General features: G+C 53.8%; 22 protein-coding genes. 9 read left to right on the top strand and 13 right to left on the bottom strand.

The window, feature by feature from the left end:
• Window positions 1-2: 2 nt before the first annotated feature.
• From ACUHMQ_RS13850 to gyrA, 7 genes are all read right to left on the bottom strand, one after another.
• Window positions 3-590 carry an LOG family protein gene (locus ACUHMQ_RS13850; protein WP_445296051.1) on the bottom strand — a complete coding sequence of 196 codons (588 nt, stop codon included), beginning with the start codon at window positions 588-590 and terminating at the stop codon, window positions 3-5.
• Between the two features lie 438 nt (window positions 591-1028).
• Window positions 1029-2102 carry a prephenate dehydratase gene (pheA, locus tag ACUHMQ_RS13845; RefSeq protein WP_445296050.1) on the bottom strand — a complete coding sequence of 358 codons (1074 nt, stop codon included), beginning with the start codon at window positions 2100-2102 and terminating at the stop codon, window positions 1029-1031.
• Between the two features lie 275 nt (window positions 2103-2377).
• Window positions 2378-3577 (bottom strand): MFS transporter, encoded by a 1200-nt coding sequence (locus tag ACUHMQ_RS13840; protein WP_445296049.1) that lies wholly within the window; start codon window positions 3575-3577, stop codon window positions 2378-2380.
• Between the two features lie 362 nt (window positions 3578-3939).
• Window positions 3940-5031 carry a 3-phosphoserine/phosphohydroxythreonine transaminase gene (gene serC / locus ACUHMQ_RS13835; protein ID WP_445296048.1) on the bottom strand — a complete coding sequence of 364 codons (1092 nt, stop codon included), beginning with the start codon at window positions 5029-5031 and terminating at the stop codon, window positions 3940-3942.
• Between the two features lie 90 nt (window positions 5032-5121).
• Window positions 5122-5556: a PaaI family thioesterase gene (locus tag ACUHMQ_RS13830; protein ID WP_445296047.1), complete on the bottom strand. Its 435-nt coding sequence runs from the start codon at window positions 5554-5556 to the stop codon at window positions 5122-5124.
• A 1-nt stretch (window position 5557) separates the two neighbouring features.
• Entirely contained in the window at window positions 5558-6034 is a 477-nt protein-coding gene (locus ACUHMQ_RS13825) for a PaaI family thioesterase (protein ID WP_445296046.1), read from the bottom strand.
• Between the two features lie 206 nt (window positions 6035-6240).
• Entirely contained in the window at window positions 6241-8862 is a 2622-nt protein-coding gene (gyrA, locus tag ACUHMQ_RS13820) for a DNA gyrase subunit A (RefSeq protein WP_445296045.1), read from the bottom strand.
• Window positions 8863-9056: 194 nt separating this feature from the next.
• On the opposite strand from gyrA, the gene ACUHMQ_RS13815 reads away from it, so the two are divergent.
• The 4 genes from ACUHMQ_RS13815 to serS all read left to right on the top strand — a co-directional run bounded on the left by ACUHMQ_RS13815 (window position 9057) and on the right by serS (window position 13533).
• A complete protein-coding gene (locus ACUHMQ_RS13815) occupies window positions 9057-9746 on the top strand; it encodes an OmpA family protein (protein WP_445296044.1) in 690 nt (229 codons plus the stop codon).
• 377 nt (window positions 9747-10123) lie between these two features.
• Window positions 10124-10723, top strand: coding sequence for an outer membrane lipoprotein periplasmic chaperone LolA (gene lolA, locus ACUHMQ_RS13810; protein WP_445296043.1), 600 nt, complete (start codon window positions 10124-10126; stop codon window positions 10721-10723).
• Between the two features lie 109 nt (window positions 10724-10832).
• Window positions 10833-12149 carry a replication-associated recombination protein A gene (locus ACUHMQ_RS13805; protein ID WP_445296042.1) on the top strand — a complete coding sequence of 439 codons (1317 nt, stop codon included), beginning with the start codon at window positions 10833-10835 and terminating at the stop codon, window positions 12147-12149.
• 103 nt (window positions 12150-12252) lie between these two features.
• Entirely contained in the window at window positions 12253-13533 is a 1281-nt protein-coding gene (serS, locus tag ACUHMQ_RS13800; RefSeq protein WP_445296041.1) for a serine--tRNA ligase, read from the top strand.
• Between the two features lie 256 nt (window positions 13534-13789).
• Here serS and ACUHMQ_RS13795 read toward each other — a convergent pair whose 3' ends face one another.
• From ACUHMQ_RS13795 to ACUHMQ_RS13785, 3 genes are all read right to left on the bottom strand, one after another.
• Window positions 13790-13993, bottom strand: a complete 204-nt coding sequence (locus tag ACUHMQ_RS13795; protein WP_445296040.1) for a DUF3460 family protein — start codon at window positions 13991-13993, stop codon at window positions 13790-13792.
• Between the two features lie 249 nt (window positions 13994-14242).
• Window positions 14243-15424, bottom strand: coding sequence for an acetyl-CoA C-acetyltransferase (locus tag ACUHMQ_RS13790; RefSeq protein WP_445296039.1), 1182 nt, complete (start codon window positions 15422-15424; stop codon window positions 14243-14245).
• A gap of 243 nt (window positions 15425-15667) precedes the next feature.
• On the bottom strand, window positions 15668-17413 hold the full coding sequence (locus ACUHMQ_RS13785) for a PHA/PHB synthase family protein (protein ID WP_445296038.1): 1746 nt from the start codon (window positions 17411-17413) through the stop codon (window positions 15668-15670).
• On the opposite strand from ACUHMQ_RS13785, the gene ACUHMQ_RS13780 reads away from it, so the two are divergent.
• The 3 genes from ACUHMQ_RS13780 to bfr all read left to right on the top strand — a co-directional run bounded on the left by ACUHMQ_RS13780 (window position 17413) and on the right by bfr (window position 19727).
• Window positions 17413-18789 (top strand): D-alanyl-D-alanine carboxypeptidase family protein, encoded by a 1377-nt coding sequence (locus tag ACUHMQ_RS13780; RefSeq protein WP_445296037.1) that lies wholly within the window; start codon window positions 17413-17415, stop codon window positions 18787-18789. The two genes, ACUHMQ_RS13785 and ACUHMQ_RS13780, sit on opposite strands and share 1 nt — an antisense overlap.
• A 136-nt stretch (window positions 18790-18925) precedes the next feature.
• Window positions 18926-19138: a bacterioferritin-associated ferredoxin gene (locus ACUHMQ_RS13775; protein WP_445296036.1), complete on the top strand. Its 213-nt coding sequence runs from the start codon at window positions 18926-18928 to the stop codon at window positions 19136-19138.
• A gap of 109 nt (window positions 19139-19247) precedes the next feature.
• On the top strand, window positions 19248-19727 hold the full coding sequence (gene bfr / locus ACUHMQ_RS13770; RefSeq protein WP_445296035.1) for a bacterioferritin: 480 nt from the start codon (window positions 19248-19250) through the stop codon (window positions 19725-19727).
• 103 nt (window positions 19728-19830) lie between these two features.
• On the opposite strand, the gene ACUHMQ_RS13765 is transcribed toward bfr, so the two are convergent.
• The 3 genes from ACUHMQ_RS13765 to ACUHMQ_RS13755 all read right to left on the bottom strand — a co-directional run bounded on the left by ACUHMQ_RS13765 (window position 19831) and on the right by ACUHMQ_RS13755 (window position 23849).
• Complete coding sequence (locus ACUHMQ_RS13765) at window positions 19831-20874, bottom strand: ABC transporter ATP-binding protein (RefSeq protein WP_445296034.1); 1044 nt, start codon at window positions 20872-20874, stop codon at window positions 19831-19833.
• Window positions 20871-22535 carry an ABC transporter permease gene (locus ACUHMQ_RS13760; protein WP_445296033.1) on the bottom strand — a complete coding sequence of 555 codons (1665 nt, stop codon included), beginning with the start codon at window positions 22533-22535 and terminating at the stop codon, window positions 20871-20873. Before ACUHMQ_RS13760 ends, ACUHMQ_RS13765 begins: the two co-directional genes overlap by 4 nt.
• A 321-nt stretch (window positions 22536-22856) precedes the next feature.
• Complete coding sequence (locus ACUHMQ_RS13755) at window positions 22857-23849, bottom strand: Fe(3+) ABC transporter substrate-binding protein (protein WP_445296032.1); 993 nt, start codon at window positions 23847-23849, stop codon at window positions 22857-22859.
• A 163-nt stretch (window positions 23850-24012) separates the two neighbouring features.
• Between ACUHMQ_RS13755 and ACUHMQ_RS13750 the strand changes: the two genes are divergently transcribed.
• Window positions 24013-25005: a recombination-associated protein RdgC gene (locus ACUHMQ_RS13750; RefSeq protein ID WP_445296031.1), complete on the top strand. Its 993-nt coding sequence runs from the start codon at window positions 24013-24015 to the stop codon at window positions 25003-25005.
• Between the two features lie 374 nt (window positions 25006-25379).
• A complete protein-coding gene (locus ACUHMQ_RS13745; RefSeq protein ID WP_445296030.1) occupies window positions 25380-26285 on the top strand; it encodes a hydroxymethylglutaryl-CoA lyase in 906 nt (301 codons plus the stop codon).
• Window positions 26286-26520: the final 235 nt, after the last annotated feature.

The following is a 26520-nucleotide window of genomic DNA, read 5'->3' as shown; positions in this document are numbered from 1 at the left end:
GACTAGCCACGCACCAGCGACACTTTGGTCGACCAATCGCCTTCGGGTGCTCGATGAGCACGCATGGCTTCCAGCAAAGCCTCTGGCGTATCTGCGACATGGAACATATTCATATGGTTGCTGCGCACAAAGCCTTCCTGTTCCGCATGTTTTATCCAGGCCAGTAAAGGGTCGAAATAACCCGCGATATTCAAAAGGCCGATGGGTTTGGCATGGATGTGCAATTGAGCCCAGGTCAGGATTTCAAACAATTCATCCAGCGTGCCAAAGCCACCGGGCAGTGCAATAAAGCCATCGGCACGCTCTGCCATGACGGCTTTGCGGGTATGCATGCTGTCGACTTCGATCAGCTCGGTAGATTCGGGATGAGCCAGTTCCTTTTCAACCATGAAGCCAGGAATCACGCCGACAGTCTGTCCACGGGCCGCCAATACAGCATCGGCAATCACCCCCATCAGCCCTACCCTGCCACCGCCCCAAACCAGACTTAATTGCTGCCCGGCCAGGGTACGCCCCAATTCAGCCGCTGCTTCCTGATAAACCACACGTTGCCCGAACGCAGAGCCACAAAAAACACAAATCGACTTCATGTTCCAATCCGTTATTTACTCAACAAACACCGGCATAGGTTACCAGTGCTTGAATCCATCTCCGCTAAAAGCTGTTCAAAATCTGCTGCACATCCACGCAAGACAAAGCAAAAGCGGCCCAAAAGGCTGCATATACAAAATTAAGTTGCGCAGTAAGATAGCCGGGGCTCAAGGACCTGCTCAAAGGCTCGCGAGCTAAGAAAACGCCCGAGGAAGCGGAGTTTACATAGAGTAAATGAGCATGCCGAGGGCGTTTTCAACGCTGTATCGCTGATTCGTAATAGATCGTAACCCCGTTCGTTAGACCCCGCGATCTGTCACGAGCAACCGTCAGCAGGGCGCAGAGCAGCACAGAAACCGGAATGTACTTTTGTACATGAGGCTTTCGAGCAGCACATAAGCCCTGATCACGGTTGCGCAGTAGGATCGCCAGGTTACTTAAAGTACTGCCACTGGATAGGCCCCTAACACCTTCACAAACGCCGCCCGCTCACGCAATGCCCGCAAGGTGTTCAAGACATTTTCTTCCGCAGCATGGCCTTCAATATCCACAAAGAACACGTATTCCCACAACCCGGTACGGGAAGGACGTGACTCGAACTTGGTCATCGACACACCATTCTCCGCCAACGGCGAAAGCAGCTGGTGCACTGCCCCTGGCTGATTCTGGGCAGACATGACAAGGCTGGTCTTGTCGCGACCGCTTGGTGTGGTCTCGTGGTAACCCAACACCAGGAAACGCGTTGTATTGTTGGGCTCGTCTTCGATATTTTCCGACAGCTTGATCAAACCGAAGCGTTCGGCCGCCGCATCGCCCGCAATCGCTGCACAACTGGCATCCAGGCTGGCCAGTCGGGCTGCTTCTGCGTTGGACGAAACCGATACGCGCTCGACCTCTACCGGCAGGTTGTCATTCAACCACTCATGGCACTGGGCCAGACTCTGAGCGTGTGAATACACACGGCGGATACCTGTCATCCCTTCTTCACGCCGCAACAGGTGGTGATGGATGCGCAGCTCCACCTCGCCACAGACCTTGAGCGGGGTATTCACCATCAGGTCCAGCGTACGGCCGACAGCCCCTTCTGTGGAATTCTCCACCGGCGCAACCACATAATCCGCCGAACGCGCTTCCACGACGCGGAATGCTTCGTCGATCGATGCACATGGGTGCGTTACCGCAGCATGGCCAAAATGCTTGATGGCGGCAGACTGGCTGAACGTACCTTCCGGCCCCAGATAGGTGATCGTCAGGGGGCGTTCAATGCTAAGGCAGGCCGACATGATTTCGCGAAAAAGCTTCGCGACCGACTCATCCGTCAGCGGCCCTGCATTAAGCTGTTTGATGCGCGCCAGCACCTGGGCTTCACGCTCAGGCCGGTAGACCAGCCCTCCGCCTTTCAGCTCGCCTATCGAACGCGCATGGTCTGCACGGTCATTGAGAAGTTTGAGAATTTCGACATCCAGCACATCGATGGCATCGCGATGGGATTTGAGAGTTTCGTCAGACATACTGCCCCGCTTTTGCTATGCGCCTGCTATGAATTTCGGCGCGAGAGATAACGAGAATAGCATGGCATGTATACCCTCTTTTAGAAGGGTTTTGCCCAAGCAAATGACACTGTCAACCATGCCAAAGCCTTACGACCCCCACCAACCTACCCATCAATACTAGCTGCAAAGCGCCCACAAATTGGCCAATACAACCTGAGCTTCCGGCCTTAGATACGCAAGAAAAACCATGGCAAGTACTGCCACCACCAATACGGCAGTGATCGCACGACGCTTCATTTTGCCAGGGACAACATAGGGCCGCGCTCTATCGCCTGTTCGCGTATTGGCCAGTTGATAATCGCGGCCAGCACACCCAGAACGATCGAGATATACCAGACCACGTTGTACGACCCGGTATGGTCATACAGCCAGCCACCAAGCCACACACCAAGAAAGCTGCCTATCTGATGAGAAAAGAAAACAAAGCCGGACAGCATGCCCAGGTGCTTGACGCCAAAAATCGTTGCAATCACACCATTGGTCAGCGGCACAGTGGATAGCCAGACAAACCCCATTACAGCCGCGAATATCCATACGCTCCACTGCGTCAGTGGCGCCGCCACGAACAAGGCTATTGCAATCGCCCGGACCAGATAAATCGAGGAAAGCAGATACTTCTTGGTAACCCGTGCACCGAGTTGCCCTGCCGTATAGGTGCCAAAAACATTGAAGAGGCCGATCAACGCCAAGGCCCCTGCCGCCACACTGGGAGGGAGGCCGAAGTCTTTCAAGTATGCAGGAAGATGGACGCCGATGAAGACCACCTGAAAACCGCACACAAAGTAGCCGGCCATCAACATCTGGAAACTCGGGTAACGGAATGCCTCCGCCGCGGCCGCCCAAACACTCTGGCTGCCCGGTGCATGCGGTATGGCCGGTGCTTCTTTCAAACCAACCGATGCCGGGATGATAAGCAACGACATTGCGGCCAGAATAAGCAATGCATTGATCCACCCGACGCCTGAAATCAGCTGCTGTTCAACCGGCACCATGAGGAACTGACCAAAACTGCCGGCGGCCGAAGCAATACCCAACGCTTGCGAGCGCTGGCTCTCGGGGACAGTACGGCCGATTACGCCAAACACAATGCTGTAAGTGGTGCCCGAAAGCGCGATACCCAGTAGTAGCCCCGCGGAGCCTGAGAACATCAAGCCTGTGCTGGACACCGTCATCAACGCCAAACCGATTGCGTAGAAAACCGCCCCGACCACCAGTACTTTTGTTGCACCCCAGCGGTCAGCCAGTGCACCGGTAAAGGGCTGTGCCAAACCCCAGATCAGATTCTGGAAGCCCAGCGCAAATGCAAATACTTCACGCGTCCACCCGAATTCGCCCGTCATCGGCTGCAGGAAAAACCCAAAGCCATGGCGGATGCCCATTGAGAGCGAAACGATAAGGCCGGCACAAAGCAGAACACGGGTAATGGGGGACATGTAGAAGACTCCAGGCTAGGTGTCTACTGTGTGCCAACAGGCTGTACATGCATAGTTACAGTTCCAATGTACTTCGGTGGTACTGTTTGCCAAAGAAAGACGCCACACATTCTGTGTGGCGTCTTTCTATGAACCTAGCTCACGATCTTACTGCGCAGCTGTGATCAGGGCTTATGTGCTGCTCTGCGCCCTGCTGACAGCTGCTCGCTACAGATCGTAAACAGGTTCTTAAAACCGGATTATTAAAGTTTGCTGTGCGTCGGCAATATGGCGTTAAAAACATCCTCAGAATGCTCATTTATCATTAGTAAACTCCGCTTCCTCGGTTGTTTTCACCTTGTCTCGCCTTAGCTCGCGATACCTCAACCACGGCTACGGGCAAATTCCTGCATGAACCCCGTCAACGCCTTCACCCCTTCCAGCGGCATAGCGTTGTAAATACTGGCCCTCATCCCGCCCGTTACCCGGTGACCTTTGATTTGCAGCAGATTCCGTGCACCGGCCTGCTTGATAAACTCTTCATCCAAGCCAGGGTCGGTCAATTTGAAAGGCACATTCATACGTGAACGGAAAGTCTTTTCCACTGGGCAATGGTAGAAGCCGTCCGACGTATCAATGGTCTCGTACAGCAGCGCCGCTTTTTCGATATTGCGTTGCTCAATCGCCTTCAATCCACCCTGGCGCTGTATCCACTTGAACACCAAACCCGCGACATAGATCGCAAAAGTGGGCGGGGTGTTGTACATCGAATCCCCTTCCGCCTGGGTCTTGTAGTCGAACATGGTGGGTGTACCGGGCAGCGTTTGGCCCAGCAGATCTTCGCGCACGATAACAATCGTCAAGCCAGCTGGACCGATATTCTTCTGCGCACCGCCATAGATCACACCAAACTTGCTGACATCCACCGGGCGCGACAGGAAGTTCGATGACATATCGCACACCAGCGGCGTATCGCCAGTAGTCGGCACATAGGGAAACTCCACACCACCCAATGTTTCGTTGGATGTGTAGTGCACATATGCCGCATTAGGGTCTAGCCGCCATTCGGCCTCTGCCGGCACATAGGTATAACCGCGATCTTCTGCACTGGCCGCCACTTGCACTTCGCCAAATTTGCGCGCTTCTTTCATCGCCAGCTTGGACCAATGGCCTGTCTCGATGAAATCAATATGCTTGCGGCCTCGCAGCAGATTCATCGGCACCATGGCGAACTGCGTTGTTGCCCCACCTTGCAGGAACAGGATGCGATGGTTGCTGGGCACACCCATGACAGCACGCAGATCTTCCTCAGCCTCCGCAGCTATCTGCATGAATTCGCGGCCTCGGTGACTCATTTCCATCACCGACATGCCGCTACCGTGCCAGTCCGTCAGCTCCTGCTGCACTTCAAGCAGCACTTCCTTGGGCAAAACAGCCGGGCCAGCGCTGAAATTGAAGACAGGTGACATGAGCACTCCAAAAAGTGTTGTGAGACAGTGTTCTGACAAGACAAACACGGTGAAGTTTGGTTGGAACGGCAATCCAGCTTCACCGCTGGCATACCTTCAGGAAAGCAGGAAATGTGCGCGCGCCACAGCAATCGGCTTACGTTCATCTTCCTGCCACGCGGTCATCCTTACATTGGCGACGCGCTTACCTTGTTTGGTGATATCACAACGTGCATACAGGCTTTGCGGCTTACCCGAGCGTAGGAAGTCGAGCGCAAAGTCGATGGTCCGCGGCACCTCATTGGATTCGCGCGCCCATACCAGATGCAACAACGCTGCATTTTCGAGGAAACCGCCAATCGCCCCGCCATGCAAAGCGGGCAGATGGACATTTCCGATATTGTGATCGCTGAAAGGCAACTCGAAAATAGGCTGCCCTTCGCCGTCTTCACGCATCACCACACCCAATAATTTGGCGTAGGGAATCTGTTCAATCACATCGTCGTAATTGCCCGATTCCTTGGCAGCCTGCAGGGATTCCAGTTGTACCATTTTACGCTCCTGGCTTCGAACCAAGCTGAGCCTGGCTGGATTCGCGCATAAAGGTACCTACGCCATAAGCAATCGGCTGATCATTACCTTCCTGGTATGCCGTGGCGCGTGTAAACGCGATCTGACGCCCAAGCCGATAGCATTCAGCTGTGCAATACACGGTCTCACCTGGCGTAGCGCCGCGCAGATAATCGATGCGCAGATCAAGCGTGGCGATCGCCTCGCGATTTTCCAGCATAGAGAAAACCGCCAAGGCGCTCGTGGTGTCGATCAGTGAAGTCATCACCCCACCATTCAGCACCCCGGTACGTGGGTTGCCGACCAGTGCGGTGTTATAGGGTAAGCGCAAGGTAGCGCGGCTTCGCTCGCCATTCACAAATTCAAGACCAATCGTGGCCGAATGCGGGATCTGGCAAAACCAGCGCGCAACATCGTCAAACAATGCCGGGTTGAGAACCGGCAGGGGTAAATTCTGCATCTCAGCGTTTCTCCGGGCAACCCTCTCAGGCTGCCCTAGGAACCTATCCAGAATCAGAATCCGCAACCAACACCACCTTACTTAGTAAGGTAGTAGAGATACTGCGCTGTACAAAACCTAAACACGCGTTGCAATACGTAGGTCCTGAACAGCGCCACCTCCATATGGGCTAAACGTTGTCAGATTCCAAACAGGTTGGAACAAAATCAGGCAACTTCGGCGGTACCTTCCTCGCCAGCTGCATCGCCCAACTCCTCCACGCCGTCCATCTCTTCGGTTTCTTCTTCGTCTGTATCGGCCACCTTCACAATGCCGGACAAGGTCTCACCGGTATCCAGGTTGATCAGGCGTACACCTTGGGCACTACGTCCTGTTTCGCGTACTTCCTTCACCGTAGTACGGATCAGCACGCCACCGGTCGTAATCAGCATCAGCCCGTCGCTTTCTGTGACAAGGCTCGCAGCTACCAGCTTGAAGCCCGTCTTTTCGGTCAGATCCATGGCAATTACCCCCTGAGTGCCACGGCTGGTATGGCGGAACTCAGAAATCTGGGTACGTTTGCCATAGCCGCCATCGCTGGCGGTCAATACTTGCCACTCTTCCGAATCAGCCACCAATAGAGAAATCACATCGTGGCCTTCAGCCAGTGTCATACCGCGTACACCACGGGTATCGCGGCCCATCGGGCGAACATCGTTCTCGTCAAAGCGCACAGCCTTACCGCCAGAGGAGAACAGCATGATCTGATGATTACCCGAAGTGACCGCTACACCAACCAGCTGGTCACCTTCATCAAGTGCGACGGCAATAATGCCCAGCTTGCGTGGGTTGGAGAATGCTGACAACGGCGTCTTCTTCACCGTACCCCGCTGGGTGGCCATGAAGACGAAGTGGTCGTCCGTGAATGCCTTCACCGGGAGGATGGCGTTAATCCGCTCCCCTTCCTGCAAGGGCAACAGGTTAACGATTGGACGTCCGCGGGAGGCACGGCCACCCTGCGGCACATCGTAAACCTTCATCCAATACACCCGGCCCAGTGACGAGAAGCACAGCACATAGTCATGTGTATTGGCGACGAACAGGTTGTCGATGAAATCATCATCCTTAGTCGCCGTCGCCTGCTTGCCACGACCACCACGCTTCTGCGCCCGGTATTCATCAAGCGGCTGAGCTTTCATGTAGCCGGTGTGCGAGAGGGTCACCACCATTTCCTGTGGTGTAATCAAGTCTTCCAGGCTGATATCTTCACCGAACGGCACGATTTCAGACTTGCGACCATCGCCGAATTGCACCTTCAACTCGTTCAACTCATTGACGATGATTTCGGTAATACGCTCAGCCCGCGCCAGGATGTCGAGCAGATCGACAATCTTATCCATGATCTCACGGTATTCGGCCTCAAGCTTGTCTTGCTCCAAGCCAGTAAGGCGTTGCAGACGCATGTCCAGGATGGCTTGGGCCTGTGCTTCCGACAGCCGATAGCCATTGGCTTTCAAGCCAAACTCTTCCGAAAGCCACTCCGGCCGAGCCTCTTGGCTGGCGACACGAGCCAGCAACTCTTCCACCAAAGTCGAACGCCATTCGCGCGACATCAATGTAAGCTTGGCTTCAGGCGGCGTCGCAGCGGCCTTGATTAGCGCAATAACTTCATCGACGTTGGATAGCGCGACCGCCAGACCTTCCAAGGTATGCGCGCGGTCTCGTGCCTTTTTCAGCTCGAATACCGTCCGGCGGGTCACCACTTCACGGCGGTGACGCAGGAAGGCTTCCAAAATCTGCTTGAGGTTGAGCAGGCGAGGCTGACCATCGACCAGCGCCACCATGTTCATACCGAAACTCGATTGCAACTCAGTCTGCTTGTAAAGGTGATTCAGCACCACCTCTGGCAATTCGTTACGCTTGAGTTCGATATAGATGCGCATACCCGACTTGTCGGATTCGTCGCGCAGGTCGGCAATGCCTTCAATCTGCTTGTTACGGACCAAGTCGGCGATCTTTTCTATCAGGTTCTTCTTGTTCACCTGATACGGCAATTCATCAACAATGATGGCCTGTTTTTCCCGGCTTACTTCTTCGATATGGGTGCGAGCCCGCATCACCACACGGCCACGCCCGGTTCGATAGCCCTCACGAACACCAGCAATCCCGTAAATAATGCCTGCGGTAGGAAAGTCGGGCGCGGGAATCAACTCGATCAGCTCGTCAATGCTCAATTCGCTGTTGGCCAACAAAGCCAGCGCACCATTGATGACTTCGCCCAGGTTATGCGGCGGAATATTGGTCGCCATGCCGACGGCAATACCGGTCGAACCGTTGACCAACAGGTTGGGAAGCCTTGTCGGCAGGACCGATGGCTCCAATTCCTTGCCATCGTAGTTGGGAACAAAGTCAACGGTTTCTTTGTCGATATCTGCCATCAACTCAACAGATATCTTCTCCATCCGGCACTCGGTGTAACGCATGGCAGCTGCGTTGTCACCATCAATGGAGCCAAAATTACCCTGCCCGTCGACCAGGGTGTAACGCAGCGAGAAGTCCTGCGCCATCCGGACAAGCGTGTCGTAGATTGCGCTATCGCCGTGTGGGTGGTATTTACCCATCACATCACCGACAATACGGGCGCATTTCACATACGGCCTGTTCCAGACGTTATTGGCCTCTTGCATGGCGAACAACACCCGGCGGTGTACCGGCTTCAAACCATCACGGACATCCGGTAACGCGCGCCCCACGATTACGCTCATCGCATAGTCGAGATAGGAGCGACGCATTTCCTCTTCCAGGCTTACCGGAATCGTCTCTTTGGCAAATTGTTGTAAATCGGTCATTTTTTACCGTCTAGGCAGGCGAATTAAGCAAAAATTTTACCACGCGGCAACCCATGGCTCCAATTCAGACGCAATTATCATATTCTCCTAATTGCGGCGTCTTGAAAGCGTCAAGTAAACTCGGGCCCGATGTGGCAATAGCAACAACTTTGTTAGAAACCAGATTCCTGATCTCTACCCAATGGAGAGTAACTATGCATCACAAGATGAAACGCACCTTGGTTCAGTCAGCAGTACTGGCTGTTCTGGGCTTCTCGGCCATCACCGCATCTGCAGCAAATGATGGCTACGCCACAGATACCCGTTCGCCGGCTGTTCGCAGTGGCTTTGGTTTGTGCTGGCACACCAGTTCCTTCACCAAGGACAAGGCTACCGAGGAGTGTGATCCTGACTTGGTGCCGAAGAAGGCTGCTCCGCTGCCTACACCCGTAGCTGTCGACCCACCGGTCCAACCACCTGTGAAGCTGTCTACGCCTAAGAAGCTGGAAACCCTGACACTGAACGCCGCTGCACTGTTCGACTTCGGCAAGAGCACGCTGAAGAAGGAAGGTGTTGACGCGCTGAACGCTGTCGCCAACGTGTTGCTGGAACGCAAATACGACCCAGCCAAGACCAAGATCGAAGTTGAAGGCCATACCGACCGCATCGGTAAAGCCGCTGCCAACAAGAAGTTGTCTGAAGAGCGTGCTGCGGCTGCTCGCCAGCAACTGGTCAACAAAGGTGTACCTGGCGAGATGATCACCTCGAAGGGTATGGGTTCCGAAAGCCCAATCACCCAGCCGGCTGATTGCAAGAAGGTTGCCAAGAACCGCAAGAAACTGGTTGCCTGCTATGCACCAGACCGTCGCGTGGAAGTACAAATCTACGCAACTGTCGAGCAGTAAGCCGCAACTCGCCGCATACAAAACCCCGCCCCGTGCGGGGTTTTGTTATTTTTGCCATCTGTTCGCGGCCCGTGCACACAGTGCGAAACCAATTTAGAGACAACATAGCCTAAGAATCTGTTTGCGATCTGTCGCGAGCAGCTGTCAGCGGGATAAAGCGCAGCGCAGAAACCGGAATGTACTTTTGTACATGAGGCTGCGAACTTCTTGATGCGAAGCACCCTAGCAGTTCGGCGTCCCCTTGCGGGGGCTTTCGAGCAGCACATGAACCCTGATCACCGCTGCGCAGCCAACCACATACCGATTCGTATGCATTAACCGGGCATACAGGCGCTACATGCTAGACTCCCCCTTCTACCTATCAATCTGTTGTCGCCATGCGTTATTTCTTCTTATTTGCACTTAGTTGGTCCTGTTTTGCGGGTGGTCTTGAACAACTTAACCAGTTTCTTGAACAGACCAAAAGCTTCACTGCGGACTTCCAACAAACCGTTACCCAAAAGGCCGGTAAACGGCAGGAGGCCAGCGGTACCATGGCGATCCTTCGCCCTGGCAGGTTTGATTGGCTCTATACCAAGCCTTACGAACAGCGTGTGGTGGGTGATGGCAAACAGCTCTGGATTTACGACCCGGACCTGAACCAAGTCACCAATAAGCAGCTTGACCGTGCATTAGGCGACAGTCCAGCTGCCTTGCTGGCAGGGAGCAACAACCTGGACAAGACCTATAAGCTGGCCGATGCCGGTAAGCGTGAGGGCCTGGAATGGGTAGAAGCAACACCCAAAAACCGCGACACAGGTTTTGAGCGGGTCCGTATCGGCTTCAAAGATGCGCAGCCGATTGCCATGGAGCTGGCCGATAGTTTTGGTCAAACGACGCAGATCCGTTTCAGCAAAGTTGTCCGCAATCCCAAACTGGATATAGAACGCTTCAACTTTACGCTACCGAAGGGTGCTGACGTGGTCTCAGCAGACTAAGAAAAGACCTATTACGCTGCGCTTCATCCTGCTGACGGCTACTCGTGATAGACCGTAAGCAGGTTCTAACTGACCCTTGGCCGACGCGTTGTCTTGTTATCTGGTTACCATGTCAGACTTGTTCAAACTAGCACCCACTCCACCACTTGCCGAAGCTCTACGCCCCAGCAGTCTCGACGAAGTGATCGGACAGAGTCATCTGCTGGGCATAGGTAAGCCATTGCAACTGGCGTTTCAGTCGGGCAAACCCCACTCGATGATTCTGTGGGGCCCGCCAGGCGTAGGCAAAACCACGCTCGCTCGTTTGACCGCCAATGCCTTCGGCTGTGAGTTCATTGCACTGTCCGCCGTATTCTCCGGCGTCAAAGACATCCGTGCTGCAATGGAGCAAGCAGAACAGTATCTGGCACTCGGCCGCAGGACCATCCTGTTCGTCGACGAAATCCATCGGTTCAATAAGTCCCAGCAAGATGCACTGCTGCCTTATACAGAATCGGGCCTTGTCACCTTTATTGGCGCCACAACCGAAAACCCATCTTTCGAGGTCAACTCTGCCCTTCTTTCACGTGCGCAAGTCTATGTATTGAAGTCGTTGAGCGATGCGGAACTGAAGCAGCTTTTGGTTCGTGCGCAAAAAACCATCCTGGCGCACCTTGAGTTTGATGAAGTAGCCGTCGATACACTGGTCGGTTACGCCGATGGCGATGCGAGGCGTTTTCTCAATCTGCTCGAGCAGACCAATACGGCAGCCCAAGCGGCCAGTCTCCAAAGAATCAATGCCGAATTCGTACAAAACGCGTTGAGCCTGAATGCCCGTCGTTTCGATAAAGGGGGCGACAATTTCTACGACCAGATTTCGGCGTTACATAAATCGGTACGTGGCTCGAACCCCGATGCGGCTTTGTATTGGCTGTGCCGGATGCTGGATGGAGGAGCGGATGCCCGGTATCTGGCACGGCGCATCGTGCGCATGGCTTGGGAAGACATCGGCCTGGCCGACCCCCGAGCCATGCAAATTGCAAACGATGCGGCAACCACTTATGAGCGGCTTGGCTCTCCCGAAGGGGAGTTGGCGCTTGGTCAAGCCGTCATTTATCTCGCCATTGCGGCAAAGAGCAATGCCGGCTACACGGCCTATAACCAGGCACGGGCTTTTGTAAAACAGGACAAATCACGCGAAGTCCCCGTTCATCTGCGCAATGCCCCCACCAAGCTGATGAAAGAACTCGGTTACGGTCACGAATACCGCTACGCACATGATGAACCCCATGCCTATGCCGCAGGTGAAAGCTATCTGCCTGAAGGGATGGCAGAGCCGCGCTGGTATGAACCCGTCCCCCGTGGATTGGAAACCAAGATCAGCGAAAAGATGGCCTTTCTGCGCCAGCTTGATGAATCGGCACGATCTCGCAAGGACAGCGCCTAGCCAGACACCTTTTCGGCTCGCGCTGTCCGCCATCACATCCGCCGGTTAAAATCGGCCCAGCTCACTATTTACCGAATACCCATTCAAAAAGAACAGGTTCGCCATGTTAGATATTCAACAACTCCGCAATGACCTCGACGGTGTCGCTGCCCGCTTGGCCACACGCGGTTTCAATCTGGACACTGCCACTTTTGCCGCACTCGAGAACGAGCGCAAAGCCTTGCAAACCCGTACACAAGACCTGCAAGCGGAACGAAACGCCAAATCCAAGGCTATCGGTCAGGCCAAAGCCAAGGGTGAAGATGTTGCCCCCATCATGGCCAGCGTTGCCCACCTGGGTGATGAACTGAAAGCTTGCGAAGCGAATCTTGCTGCCTTGCAGGACAAGCTCAACGAATTGCTGCTTAACATCCCCAACCTGCCCCACGAGTCGGTCCCGGTCGGCAAGGATGAAAGCGGCAATGTGGAACGCCATCGCTGGGGTACCCCGCGTGCTTTTGATTTCGAAATCAAAGACCATGTCGATATCGGCACTCCATTAGGGCTCGACTTCGAGACCGGCGCCAAGCTTTCTGGCGCACGCTTTACTGTGCTGAAGGGGCAGATCGCCAAACTGCATCGTGCCCTCGCCCAATTCATGCTCGACACCCAGACCAACGAGCATGGCTACACCGAGTGCTACACCCCCTATATCGTCAACCCGGAGGTGCTGTATGGCACAGGCCAGCTGCCCAAATTCGGTGAGGACATGTTCCGGGTGGAGCGCGGCGGCGAAGATGGCCAGACCCAATATCTGATCTCAACTTCAGAGATTTCACTGACCAATACGGTTCGAGACAGCCTGCTCAAAGCCGATGAACTGCCAGTCAAGCTGACAGCTCACTCACCCTGTTTCCGCTCGGAAGCCGGCAGTTACGGTCGCGATACTCGCGGCATGATTCGCCAGCATCAATTCGACAAGGTGGAAATGGTGCAAATTGTGGCTGCCGATCACAGCTTTGCCGCGTTGGAAGAGATGCGCCAACACGCTGAGAACGTCTTGCAAAAACTGGTCCTGCCCTACCGCGTGGTCACGCTATGTACAGGAGACATGGGCTTTACGGCGGTCAAGACCTATGACCTGGAAGTCTGGTTGCCTGCGCAAAATACTTACCGCGAGATCAGTTCGGTGTCGAACTGCGAAGCCTTCCAGGCCCGCCGCATGCAAACCCGGGTGAAGAACGATGCCGGCAAGAACGAGCTTGTACATACCTTGAATGGATCCGGGCTGGCCGTAGGCCGTACCTTGGTGGCAGTACTAGAGAACTATCAGAATGCAGATGGCTCGGTGACGGTGCCAGAGGTATTGCAGCCTTATATGGGCGGCTTGGCCAAACTGGGGTAACGCCAATTAAAAGAAAAGCGACCAAATGGTCGCTTTTCTTTTGTACTATCTCAGAACCTGTTCAAGATCTGTCGCGAGCAGCTGTCAGCAGGGTGCAGAGCAGCACAGAAACCGGAATGTACTCGGGTACATGAGGCTGCGAACTTCTTGGTGCGAAGCACCCTAGCAGTTCGGCGTCCCCCTTGCGGGGGCTTTCGAGCAGCACATAAGCCCCGATCACAGCTACGCAGTAAGATCGTGACCAGGTTCTCGGAACTTACTCGGGCTGATAAACATAGGGCTTTTGCTTTACACGTCCAGCGTCGGTTTCCTTTTGCAATCCGTGGTCAATCTGCTTATCCCACAGCAATGCCCGCCCTTCAGCCTGACCCTTGGCCACTTCGGGATTCTTGTCGAGGAATTCACGCAGGAACTGCGTGGTTTCGGAAACATAAGTCGTGTCTTTGAACAGCAGGGCCATGATTGCAACTCCAGCAAAAGTCAGAATGTAATTATACGCTCCGCCTTTACGCCAAACGAGGGAGATACAGAAAAGAAAAAGCCGGGCATAAAGCCCGGCTTTTACTAAATGAGGTTGAGAACCTATTCAAAGCCTTCCGCACGTCAGCAATACGGCGTTGAAAACACCCTCGAATGTTCATTTACAAATTAGTAAACTCCGCTTCCTCGGCTATTCTCGCCTTGTCTCGCGAGACTTTGAACAGCTTCTTTAGACTCGTTCAACGCAAAGCGCTACACCCATGCCTCCCCCAATGCACAAGGTCGCCAACCCCTTCTTTGCATCGCGCCGTGCCATCTCATGCAACAAGGTCACCAGTACGCGCGCGCCCGATGCACCAATAGGGTGACCCAACGCGATGGCGCCGCCATTCACATTCACCTTGTTCCAATCCCATTTCAATTCACGTGCCACGCCCAGGGCCTGGGCTGCAAAGGCTTCGTTAGCTTCTATCAGATCCACCTGGTCCAAGGTCCAACCAGCACGCGCCAATGCCCGCTGCGTGGCAGGCACAGGGCCCATACCCATAATGCTGGGCTCCACGCCGCTGGAGGCATACCCGGCAATACGGGCCAACGGCTTCAGACCCAGCGCCTTCGCCTTCTCGGCACTCATCAGCATCACTGCCGCGGCACCGTCATTCAAACCAGAAGCATTCCCAGCCGTTACCGTACCCTCCTTGTTAAAGGCGGCGCGTAGCTTTTGCAGTGCCTCCATTGTGCTTCCGGCCTTAATGTACTCATCCTCGGCAAAGGCTATCGGGTCACCTTTCTTCTGCGGAATCAATACTGGCACGATCTCAGCGGTAAACTTACCAGCCTTTTGAGCAGCTTCTGCCTTGTTTTGTGATGCCAGCGCCAGCTCATCCTGCTCCTGCCGGCTAATACCATATTTGACGGCGATGTTCTCTGCGGTCACACCCATGTGGTAGTTGTTGTACACATCGGTCAACCCATCGGCCACCATGCTGTCCACCAACGTGCCATTACCCATGCGGATACCGTCACGACTGTTCATCAAAAGGTGTGGGGCTTGAGACATATTTTCCTGGCCACCGGCGATAACGATATCCGCATCACCAGCCAGAATCGACTGTACTGCCAGGTGCGTCGCCTTCAGACCCGAACCACATACCTGATTGATCGTCATTGCTGGCACAGAGACTGGGATACCTGCCTTGATCAGGGCTTGGCGGGCTGGATTCTGCCCCAAACCTGCCTGCAAGACATTGCCAAGGATAACTTCACTGACTTGATCAGGCGCAACCCCTGTCTTTTCCAGCAAGGCCTTGATGACAGTCGCCCCAAGTTCCGGGGCTGCGGTTTTGGCCAGAGTACCGCCAAAAGAACCAATAGCGGTGCGCTGTGCAGCGACAATGACGACTTCAGACATGGGTATCTACTCCTGCAAAGGTGGTGAAGATCACACTCAAAACCAGCTTACGATCTGACTGCGCAGCCGTGATCAAGGCTTTTATGCTGCTCTGCGCCCTGCTGACAGTTGCTCGCGATAGATCGTAAACAGGCTCTTAGGCTACAAATTAAATATTAGTTGCGCCGGGGCGATTCGCTTTAACCCACTCACCTCAACGGGACAGGCGGACTCCAAGAAAACCGGCATAGCAAAATCAATGGTCTATTCCGTACCCGCTTTGGCTTGCACATAGGTACCCGGTGCGGCTTCAAGCACCTTGTATTTGGCATTGCCATGCTTCTTAGGCGCGGGAATAAACTTACCTGACTTGGGTATCAGCCATTCATCCCAATCCTGCCACCAGCTGCCGGGCCGGCTTTCTGCATCAGCCAGCCATTTATCGGTATCCGCCGGGAAAGCATTGTTAACCCAATAGTTGCGCTTACCCGGACCAACTGGATTGATCGAACCCGCGATATGACCAGACGCACCGAGCACAAATCGTAATTGTTTGCTTCCCAGCAGCTGTGTACCTCGATAGGCAGACTGCCACGGCACGATGTGATCTTCTCGTGCGGCAAAGATATAGATTGGCCAGTCATAATCGCTGACATCCACCGGGATGCCGCAAACCTGCATTGCCCCTGGCTTGGCGAGGTTGTTTTCCAAGTACATATTGCGCAGGAAAAAGGTATGCATCGGCAGGGGCAGATTGGCCGAGTCATTGTTCCAGTAGAGCAGATCAAACGGCGGGGGAGTCTTGCCCTTCAGATAGTTGTTAACGACATAGTTCCAAATCAAGTCATTGGCACGCAGCATGGAGAAAGCGCGAGCCAACTCCTTTCCGCTGATCACGCCACCTTCCTGTATCTTGGCTTCGCGCGAACGCACCAAATTCTCGTCAACAAATTGCTTAAGTTCACCCGGTTCAGTGTGATCAATCAAAGAAGTCATGAAGGTCACGCTCTCGAACCAATCGAGCTCTCGCGCCTTCATCACCGCCAAGGCGGTTGCCAAGATCACGCCACCAATGCAGAAACCCAGCACATTGATCTTGTCCTGCTTACTGATCTCACGCACCACCTCGGTGGCTCTGATCACGCCGCTCTCAACGTAATCATCCCAAGTCAGCTTGCCAAGTTCCGGGGTAATGCTGCGCCAGGAGACCATAAACACGGTGTAACCCTGCGCCACGAAATGCCGCACCATGGAATTCTCTGGCTGCAAATCCATGAGGTAGTACTTGTTGACGGCTGGCGGAACAAACAGCAGCGGACGCTCATAGACTTTTTCGGTAGTCGGCGTGTATTGAATCAGCTGAAATAGCTCACTTTGGAACACCACTTTGCCAGGGGTGATAGCAAGATTCCCACCGACAACAAACTTGGACTCGTCAGTCAGGGAAATATGACCTTTGGCCATGTCCTCTGATAACTTCCGCATCCCTTCAGCCAAACTCTCGCCCTTGCTGTCTAGTGCCAGCTTGATCACTTCCGGGTTGGTCAGCGCAAAGTTAGCCGGAGACATCGCATCGATAAAATGCTGGGTATAAAAGCCAACCTTTTCCCGGGTCGGTTCATCCATCGGTACGCCATCGACCAGTTCATTCAACCATTTGGCACTTAACAGGTAGTGCTGCTTGATGTAATCGAACAACGGATACTGGGCCCATTCGGGCGCTGCAAAACGGCGATCTGCTTTCGTGGGTTGGGCAGCAGGCTTGTCTTGCGCGCCTAATAGTCCAGTCCACAAATTCATCTGCTGCTGGTAGTAGTTGCTTTGCATACCCAACAGATGCTGGGTATTGCCCATCAGCCCCTGCATGAATTGATCCAAAGTTGCCGAAGAATCACCATTCACAGCCGGCTGCATACCGGATACAAAGCTTTCAAAAAGCTTACGGTTGGTTTCCGTTAGGGATTGCATGAATTCATCGAAATGGGTGGTTTCGGTGCTGGATTGGCTCAATGCTGCCTCCATCTATGGTTCACTGCAGAGTCGGAAGAGGGTATGCTGCGTCGCAACAATTTGGACCGCGAGGGCATTTTAGACACGCCGCGCATCCATGCACAAGCCCAGTTCACCAGCTTTGCATCACACAGAAAGCCAACTTTTTAATAAAAGCATTTCATAATGTTTATCCTAATTGGCAACCTAAGTACTTAAAAAATGGGCATTCTTTAAAATTGGAAATAAAAAGCTTTTTGTTACCCCCATGTTTTTTATGGAAATTTGTACATTGCCGTTGTATTATTTTTATATCCTCCGTCACTGATCAGAGACGCAGCATGTTGTCCTGTTTATCCGCCCTTTTCAGTGCTTTCCTCGTCTTCAGCCTAGTTGTTTTGCCGCTGCAAGCCGAGGCTGCCCGATCTACCAAAAAAGCTGACCACAGCCAGGGCAAATCAAAGAAGTCCGCAACGCGTTCTGCCAATAAGCAAACGGCAACCTTGTCGAAACGCGGCAAACCTGCCCTGAAACAAAACAAGAGAGCTAAAGTTGCAAGACTTGTCATGGCGCAGCAACGTGCCAGCAAAGTGCGCTTTACTCGTGTTTCTACATTACCCTCCACGCTCGATGAGCTGTCTCTTTTTTCCAGTGCAGCCCTCGTAGTGAATGCCACATCCGGCGAACGTATTTTTGAAAAAAATGCACGCAGCATCGCGCCTATCGCTTCAATCACCAAATTGATGACTGCGATAGTCACGTTGGATATGCAGCTGCCCTTGCATGAAACCATCACCATTACCGATGCGGATGTCGATACGCTGAAAAACTCGAGCTCGCGCCTATTGGTTGGTACTACGCTGACGCGCGGTGAAATCATGCATCTGGCGCTGATGTCTTCTGAGAATCGCGCAGCCCATGCATTGGCACGAACATCACCCGGTGGTACTGCGGCGTTTGTCGCACGGATGAACCGCACGGCCCAATCTCTCGGTATGCAAAACTCCCGCTTTTCAGACCCAACGGGACTCAACAGTGCCAATGTCTCAACTGCAGAAGATCTGATACGTTTGGTGCAAGCTGCAAATCACTATCCGGAGATTCGTGGTTATTCGACCAGTGAAGAATACAGCTTCATTTCTTCGGTTAACGGCCGGGAATATCACTTCAACAATACCAACCCCCTGGTAAAGAACAGCACGTGGCAGATTGGGGTTTCAAAAACCGGCTACATATCCGAGGCAGGCAAATGCTTGGTTATGCAGGCGGTTATCAATGACACCCCGGTAGTCATCGTACTGCTCGATTCCGCCGGCCGGCAGACACGTATCGGCGATGCCAATCGGATCAAGCGTTGGTTGGAATCCAGTCCCAACGCCATTTTACGAGCTGGCTGAAACTAGCCAATTTGCATAATTTGCACCCGCTTCGGCGGGTGTTTTTCTTTGTTGGTCAAGTTGTTATCAAATTCTTCTTGCGGAAAATAATGAGAATTCATATCATTCAGAACGTATTCTCATCATCAGAGCCAACATGTACGTTTGCATTTGTAACGCAGTAACCGACAAGCAGATTCGTCGTGCTGTGGAAAACGGTTGCGACACCATGCGTGATTTACGTATGGAACTTGGCGTTGCAGGTTGCTGTGGCAAATGCGCGCCCGATGCTCGCGCATTGATGTTGGAAACAAAAAGTGAACAAATGAATGCCAGCCGAGGACACTGTATCGTACTCATGCCAGCCTGATCGCCCCCTTCCGTAATTCCTGCTTGCCGCTTTACCTCAGCTTGCCTAAGCTTAGAGGTGTAGAGCGGCTGCGCCGCTTTTTGCGCTTGTAATTTGACAGGAGGCCATCATGAAGGGCGACAAAAAAGTCATTGCATATATGAATGCAGTGCTGAAGAACGAGCTGACGGCCATCAATCAGTATTTCCTGCATGCCAGGATGTTCAAAAACTGGGGATTCAAAGAACTCAACGAGCACGAGTACCACGAATCCATCGACGAGATGAAACATGCGGACAAGCTGATAGAACGTATCTTGTTCCTGGAAGGCCTGCCCAATTTGCAGGAACTCGGTCGGATCTATATCGGCGAGGATGTAAAAGAAGCCCTGCAGTGTGACCTCAAGCTCGAACTGGAAGCAGTAGCTCCTTTGAAGGAAGGCATCGCCTACTGCGAAAAGGTGCAGGACTACGTTACCCGCGACCTCTTCAAGGACATTCTCGCCAGCGAGGAAGAACACATCGACTGGCTGGAAACCAATCTGGGCCTGATTGAACAAATCGGTTACCAGAATTACCTGCAGTCGCAACTCGGCAGCAAAGACGACTGAAAGCATCGCTCACAATGTGATGAATCTGCTGTTGAATAAGCGACAGCAAAATATTAAAAGCTACCATCTGGTGGCTTTTATATTTCTCCCCTGCGGTTCAAACTCAATGGAATGCAATCAGATGGTCGATCTCCAAGCGGATACCTATCGATTCGCCAATCGCATGATCGTGGTGACTAGGCACAAGGCTCAACACAGTCGAGCCAGAAGGCAGCGCCAACGTGTAAAGGAATTGCGCCCCCCGGAACGCTTTCTTAACCACCCTCGCCTTCAGGGAACTGTCATCGTCATGCAGTACATCGTCCGGACGCAACAAGACCTGTAGCACTTGCCCAGGCGTGCTATCCAACGTTGCGCGGCAAATATGCCGACCCAGTTCGAATTCCAACTCGCCCGGTACCGTTACAGTGGCGGGCAAGAAAGCACCCTCGCCAACAAAATCCGCTACGAAGCGATCGGCCGGCTCATGGTAAAGCGCATAGGCGCTATCCCACTGACGCAGCTGCCCACCTTCCATCACACCTATCCGGTCAGCCAACGCAAATGCCTCATGCTGGTCATGCGTCACCAACAAAGCCGTCATACCTCGGGCCTTAAGGATATCGCGCACCTCGTGTGACAAACGCTCACGCAATTCCACATCCAGGTTGGAGAACGGCTCATCGAGCAACAACAACCGGGGTGAAGGTGCCAAGGCGCGGGCCAATGCAACCCGCTGCTGCTGGCCACCGGAAAGCGCATGCGTGTAATCGTCGGCATGACCAGTCAACCCCACGACCTCCAACAGCTCCATCACCTTGGCACGCCGAGTAAACCGGTCCAGTCCTTCCAAACCAAAACCGACATTGCCCGCCACTGTCAGATGAGGAAATAGAGCATAGTCCTGAAATACCATGCCGATGCCGCGTTGTTGAGGCGGCCACTGGCGATGAGGACTTGCTATCACATCCTCATTCAGGCGGATACGACCCGCACGTATCGCTTCGAACCCAGCAATTGCCCGCAGCGCTGTGGTCTTTCCACAGCCCGACGGCCCAAGCAAGCAACCAATCTCACCTGCAGCCAAGGTAAAAGACAAATGACGTAATACGACCTTCTCGCCATAGGCTACCTCAACCTGGTCCAGACTAAGCTGGGTTTCACTCACGCTTGTTTCTCCATATGCAACGCCAACACAACAACAGGTATCAGTCCGGCCAGAATAATTGCTACCGCAGGCAAGGCAGCCATCTCCCATTGCCCTTCGCTAGTCATCTCAAACACTCGTACCGACAAGGTATCCCACCCGAACGGTCGGGTCATCAGCGTAATCGGCATTTCCTTCATCACATCGACAAACACCATCAGCGCAGCGGTAAACAACCCACCACGCAACATCGGCAAGTGTATGCGCCGCAGTACCGCGTGCCGACTCAAGCCCATCGAAGCAGCCACTTCCTCCTGGCTTGCCGTAATACGTTGCATGGCCGACTGGGTCGGTTCAAAAGCAACTGCCAGAAAGCGGGCGATATACGCCAGCAACATCACCGCCAGCGTGCCTTTGATCAACTGGGTGGGCTCACCCCAACCTAAAGCATGCACCAATTCAATCAAGCGGTTATCCAACCAAGCAATTGGAATAAATACGCCCACCGCCAATACCGTACCCGGTACCGCGTAACCTATCGTTGCCAAACGCGCCACCAAACGGCTGGCTAGGCCATTGCGCCGCCGTACTGCGTAAGTCAAACCCAATGCGAGTACGACAACCACTAAAGCAGCACCCGCAGAAAGCATGAGCGAACGACCGATAAAACCTAAATAACGCCAGTCCAACTGATCAACCGCTACCGACTTCACCCACCAAAGTAGTTGCGCAAAGGGGATCAAAAAAGCCAGCGCAAGTACCGCCAAGCAAGCTGATGATGCGAGTAAGCCACGCCAGCCTGCCAAGGGTTCCGGCCTTGCCTGTGCCAACCTGCCAGCAGCGGTGTAGCGCTTGTCACCACGCACATGCTGCTCAACCAACGCTAAGACCAGGACCACCAGCACTAGCAAAGACGCAAGCTGCGAAGCGGCTGTCAGGTTGAACAGACTGAACCAGGCCTTATAGATGGCGGTTGTGAATGTGTCGTAATTGAAAGTAGCCACGGTACCAAAATCAGCCAGACACTCCATCAACGCCAAGGTCACCCCACCCACCAACCACGGCCGCGCCATCGGCAACGCAACTCGCCAGAAACCCTGCCGACGGCTGAAACCCAACGAAGCTGCCGCTTCCAAGGCCCGCCGCCCCTGTGTTTGAAATGCATTACGTGCCAGCAGATAGACATATGGGTACAAAGCCAAAGTCAGCGTCAAAATCACACCGCCGCGCGACCGTATGGGTGGCACCCAATGCGAACTGAACCCCAGTTCGCGAATTACCGTCTGCAAAGGTCCCGTAAAGTCGTATAGGCCGATCTGTACAAAGGCCAGCACATAAGCCGGCATCGCCAAAGGTAATGCCAGCGCCCAGGTAAAGTGCTTACGGCCAGGGAAATCATAAATGGCTGTCAGCCACGCCAACGACACACCCAATAGCAAGGTACCTAACGCAACACCCAGCACCAGCCAAATGGTATTCACCAAGAGCTTGGGTAGAACAAACTCGGCTAAATGCCCCCATATATCTGCTTGCGGCTGCAACAGGCTGGCCAATACCACCGCCAATGGCACCAAAGTGATCGCGGCAATCAACCACGCCAGTACATGCTCGTCCCAACGGCGACGCAAACCGATAAGCGCAGGCAGATACGGGGTGGAAGTAGTCTCTAATTGAGCGCTCATAACTCATGGCAACAAAACCAACGGCCGCTTAGCGGCCGTTGAGGTAACAAAATCGGATCGCGCTGCCGACAACGAGGTGGCAACTGAAGCTTAGAACCTGTTTACGATCTTGCTGCGCAGCCGTGATCAAGGCTTATGCGCTGCTCGAAAACCTCATGTACCCATGTACATTCCGGTTTCTGTGCTGCTCTGCACCTCGCTGACCGCTGCTCGTGATAGATCGTAAATAGGTTCTGAGAACCTGCTTTCATTCTTGCTATGAAGCAGACTTTGAACAGGTTCTAGGTAGGAAGACGCTATAAGTGACGCAGACTACGCAAATCAGCGATACCCAGCGCGATCCATCAACTTGACAGCCGTAGTCTGCAGCTCACCAGCCTTGGCCACGTTGATATAGTCGTGCTTGAAATCCCCCCAAGCAGCAACCTTTGGATCAGGCTTCACCTTGGGGTTGACGGGGTATTCCATGTTGACATCGGCGTAGAGGTTCTGGGCTTTCTCGCTAGACAGCCATTCGAGCAGCTTGACCGCACCCTTCTCGTTCTTGGCATGACGGGTCACGCCAGCACCCGAGATATTCACGTGCACGCCATTGGTTTTCTGATTTGGCCAGAACACGGCCAACGGCAGCTTGGGCTCCTTGTCAATCAACCGGCCGAAATAGTAGGTATTGGCGATACCCACATCACATTGACCAGCCGCAATCGCTTTCAACATCATGGTGTCGTCAGCAAATGGGTCGGTTGCGAGATTCGCCACCCAGCCACGTACGATCTGCTCGGTCTTGGGCTCTCCCAGGCGGGCAATCATGGTACCAACCAGGGACTGGTTATAGACCTTCTTCGACGTACGCAGGCACAGCTTGCCCTTCCACTTCGGGTCAGCCAGGTCCTCATAGGTCGACAACTGCGCAGGCCTCACCCGTTCGGTGTTGTAGAACATGGTGCGGGCACGCACGGATAAGCCAAACCATTCGCCCTGTGGGTCGCGCAAATGTGCCGGTACGTTGGCTTCAAGCGTGGCGGATTTCACTGACTTAAGCAGACCCACTTGCTGGGCCTGCCACAGATTGCCAGCATCTACCGTCAGCAAAATATCGGCTGGTGTATTCGCTCCCTCAGCTTTCAGGCGCTCCATCAAAGGGCCTTCCTTGTCGGTGATGAATTTCACCTGCACACCAGTTTCCTTGGTGTATGCATCCAATAATGGCTTGATCAACGACTCGATCCGGGCCGAATACAAGGTGACTTCTTCGGCCATGGCCGGCATGGCCGCAACCATGGCAGCCACCATCAACAAGGGGCGAAACTTCATGAGGGCAAACTCCTGAAACAGCGGGAAACACTTCGAGGATGGGAATTATCTCATAATGAGAATTCCTATCAAAATGACCGATAACCATAATGAGAGTTCAACCGAAAGAATTCGCCGGAATGCACTACAATTCGCGACCAAGTCTTTCGCAGGAAGTCGCCCTATGTGGTTCAAGAATCTACAGCTTTATCGCATTACGGATTTGAGCAAGATCAACCCTGGCCAACTGGATGCTGAACTGCAGAAACGTGCCTACGTGCCGGCAGCAAGCAATGAAAGAATGGCCGCCGGTTGGATTCCACCAACCAGCCATACGCCCGATATCTTCGCCTACGCCAATTCCGGTGCGATGCTGATTGCGCTGAAAACCGAAGAGAAGCTACTACCAGCCAGTGTGGTGAAAGAGTTGGCTGAGGAGCGCATCGCTGACCTCGAAGACAAGGAACTACGCAAGATTGGCAAGAAAGAAGCCAAGGAAATCCGTGAGCGTGTTGCGGAGGAACTGATGCCACGTGCCTTCAGCCGATCCCACGTATTGCGTGCCATCATCGACTTCGAAGCAGGCTGGATCTGGGTTGATACCGCATCCTCTTCCAAAGCCGAGCTACTGACCCAACTGTTGCGTGAAACCTTGGGCAGCTTGCCAATCAAGCTTGTACAAACCCAGCTCGACCCCGTGACTGCTATGAGTACCTGGCTCGAACACGATGCGCCCGCCAACTTCACCCTGGATGCAGACTGCACCTTGAAAGCCCCGGGTGACGGCGGTGCCCAAGTAACCTGTCGTCGTCACGACCTGGGCTCAGAAGAGGTCAAACTGCATTTGAAGAGCGGCAAAATGGTGACGCAGCTAGCGCTGAGCTGGGATGACCGCCTGTCCTTCCTCTTGAACGAGAAGCTGCAAATCAAACGTCTCGCTTTCCTCGACTTATTGGAAGACAAACTTAAGGAGGCCGATGTCGAAGATGCGACTGCGATGTTTGATACAAGCCTCACCCTGCTGGTGCAGGAAGGGCGTTGTCTTATCAATGCTGTTATCGAAGCACTCGGTGGTGAGCTTGGCGAGGCCAGTCAAGGCTCGACTGCGGCACCGATATCCGCCCCGCCACCTGCGGTCAAACCCGTGGAAGCCGGTACTGTAGACGTACCTTGGTGATGCCCAAAGCCGACATAAGTCGGCTTTTTTAGCGCCCACCACTTACGTTAACATAAACAACACCATTAAACTCGAGCCCAGTTCAAGGGCTTGTACGCTGGGCCAACTTTCAAAGCCTCATCTCAAGAACCTGTTCAAAGTCTCGCGAGCTAAAGCAAGACAAGGCGAAAACAACTGAGGAAGCGGAGTTTACATGGGGTAAATGAGCATTCCGAGGGCGTTTTCAACACCGTATTGCTGACGCGCAGCAGACTTTGAACAGGTTCTAAGAACCTGTTCACGATCTGTCACGAGCGGCTGCCCGCAAGGTTAAACGCAACGCATGAGACTTGATCACAGATCGCAATTCATTCTGTTCAAAGGCGGAAAACCATATGGCCTTCCCTCAACGCGTCAAGATCGTCGAAGTCGGCCCCCGCGATGGTTTACAGAATGAAAAGGCATCTGTGCCGACCGAAACCAAGCTGGCGTTTATCGACCAGTTGGCTGATGCAGGTCTTAGCGTCATTGAAGCTACAGCCTTCGTTTCACCCAAGTGGGTGCCGCAGATGGCTGACCATAGTGAGGTCATGCGGGGCTTGAAGCGCCGCCCTGGTATCCGTTATCCGGCACTAGTGCCCAATATGCAGGGCTACGAGGCAGCAAAAGCCACGGGTGTCGACGAAATCGCCGTCTTTGCCGCAGCATCAGAGGCTTTCTCGCAAAAGAATATCAACTGCAGCATTGAGGAAAGTCTGGCGCGTTTCACCCCAGTCATGGCTGCTGCAAAGCAGGATGGCATTGCCGTGCGTGGCTATGTTTCCTGCGTGTTGGGCTGCCCCTATCAAGGAGACGTGTCACTGGCCGATGTAGTACGCGTCGCCAAGGCGCTGTATGACATGGGGTGTTATGAGGTCTCGTTGGGCGACACCATTGGCACAGGCACACCGGCCAAAGCCCGCGCCATGATCACTGCCGTAGCGGGTGAGGTCCCCATCAAGCAGCTCGCCGCCCATTTCCACGATACCTGGGGCCAGGCGCTGGCCAACCTTTACGCCGTATTGGAACTGGGCATCGCCACCATCGACAGCTCAGCCGCCGGGCTGGGTGGTTGCCCCTATGCCAAAGGCGCCAGTGGCAACGTAGCAACAGAAGATGTGGTGTACCTCTTGAATGGCATGGGCATTGAAACAGGGGTAGACCTGGAGAAACTGGCTGCTGCAGGCCGTTTCATCAACACCCACCTGGGCAAAACAGCAGCATCAAAAGCTGCGGTAGCGTTAGCTGCCCGTAATAGCTAACAACCACCGGCAGTGCCAAGGATTGCTTTCATCCCCCTTGCACTGAGGCACTGCCTCCTTCATCCATTCGTGGCTAGCACCCATTTGCGTGCCCATACACCTATTCAATAACTGATGTTACGCAGTGCATACGATAACCTGTCGCCATGAAGAACAAAGAACTCGATTTGTACACCGACTATTTGCTCAGCACGTTTGGCGCGGCGACAGCAACCGGCCTGTCGGCGATGCTAGA

The organism is Chitinimonas violaceus, assembly GCF_052601015.1.
Note: the sequence above shows the minus strand (reverse complement) of the source record. Positions and strands in the feature narration are given on the sequence as shown.

Bases quoted from the DNA above. Each gene is read 5' to 3' on its own strand.
- ACUHMQ_RS13850 (WP_445296051.1), bottom strand. From the start codon at position 590: ATGAAGTCGATTTGTGTTTTTTGTGGCTCTGCGTTCGGGCAACGTGTG.
- pheA (WP_445296050.1), bottom strand. From the start codon at position 2,102: ATGTCTGACGAAACTCTCAAATCCCATCGCGATGCCATCGATGTGCTG.
- ACUHMQ_RS13840 (WP_445296049.1), bottom strand. From the start codon at position 3,577: ATGTCCCCCATTACCCGTGTTCTGCTTTGTGCCGGCCTTATCGTTTCG.
- ACUHMQ_RS13830 (WP_445296047.1), bottom strand. From the start codon at position 5,556: ATGGTACAACTGGAATCCCTGCAGGCTGCCAAGGAATCGGGCAATTAC.
- ACUHMQ_RS13825 (WP_445296046.1), bottom strand. From the start codon at position 6,034: ATGCAGAATTTACCCCTGCCGGTTCTCAACCCGGCATTGTTTGACGAT.
- gyrA (WP_445296045.1), bottom strand. From the start codon at position 8,862: ATGACCGATTTACAACAATTTGCCAAAGAGACGATTCCGGTAAGCCTG.
- ACUHMQ_RS13815 (WP_445296044.1), top strand. From the start codon at position 9,057: ATGCATCACAAGATGAAACGCACCTTGGTTCAGTCAGCAGTACTGGCT.
- lolA (WP_445296043.1), top strand. From the start codon at position 10,124: ATGCGTTATTTCTTCTTATTTGCACTTAGTTGGTCCTGTTTTGCGGGT.
- ACUHMQ_RS13805 (WP_445296042.1), top strand. From the start codon at position 10,833: ATGTCAGACTTGTTCAAACTAGCACCCACTCCACCACTTGCCGAAGCT.
- serS (WP_445296041.1), top strand. From the start codon at position 12,253: ATGTTAGATATTCAACAACTCCGCAATGACCTCGACGGTGTCGCTGCC.
- ACUHMQ_RS13795 (WP_445296040.1), bottom strand. From the start codon at position 13,993: ATGGCCCTGCTGTTCAAAGACACGACTTATGTTTCCGAAACCACGCAG.
- ACUHMQ_RS13790 (WP_445296039.1), bottom strand. From the start codon at position 15,424: ATGTCTGAAGTCGTCATTGTCGCTGCACAGCGCACCGCTATTGGTTCT.
- ACUHMQ_RS13780 (WP_445296037.1), top strand. From the start codon at position 17,413: ATGCTGCCTCCATCTATGGTTCACTGCAGAGTCGGAAGAGGGTATGCT.
- ACUHMQ_RS13775 (WP_445296036.1), top strand. From the start codon at position 18,926: ATGTACGTTTGCATTTGTAACGCAGTAACCGACAAGCAGATTCGTCGT.
- bfr (WP_445296035.1), top strand. From the start codon at position 19,248: ATGAAGGGCGACAAAAAAGTCATTGCATATATGAATGCAGTGCTGAAG.
- ACUHMQ_RS13760 (WP_445296033.1), bottom strand. From the start codon at position 22,535: ATGAGCGCTCAATTAGAGACTACTTCCACCCCGTATCTGCCTGCGCTT.
- ACUHMQ_RS13755 (WP_445296032.1), bottom strand. From the start codon at position 23,849: ATGAAGTTTCGCCCCTTGTTGATGGTGGCTGCCATGGTTGCGGCCATG.
- ACUHMQ_RS13750 (WP_445296031.1), top strand. From the start codon at position 24,013: ATGTGGTTCAAGAATCTACAGCTTTATCGCATTACGGATTTGAGCAAG.
- ACUHMQ_RS13745 (WP_445296030.1), top strand. From the start codon at position 25,380: ATGGCCTTCCCTCAACGCGTCAAGATCGTCGAAGTCGGCCCCCGCGAT.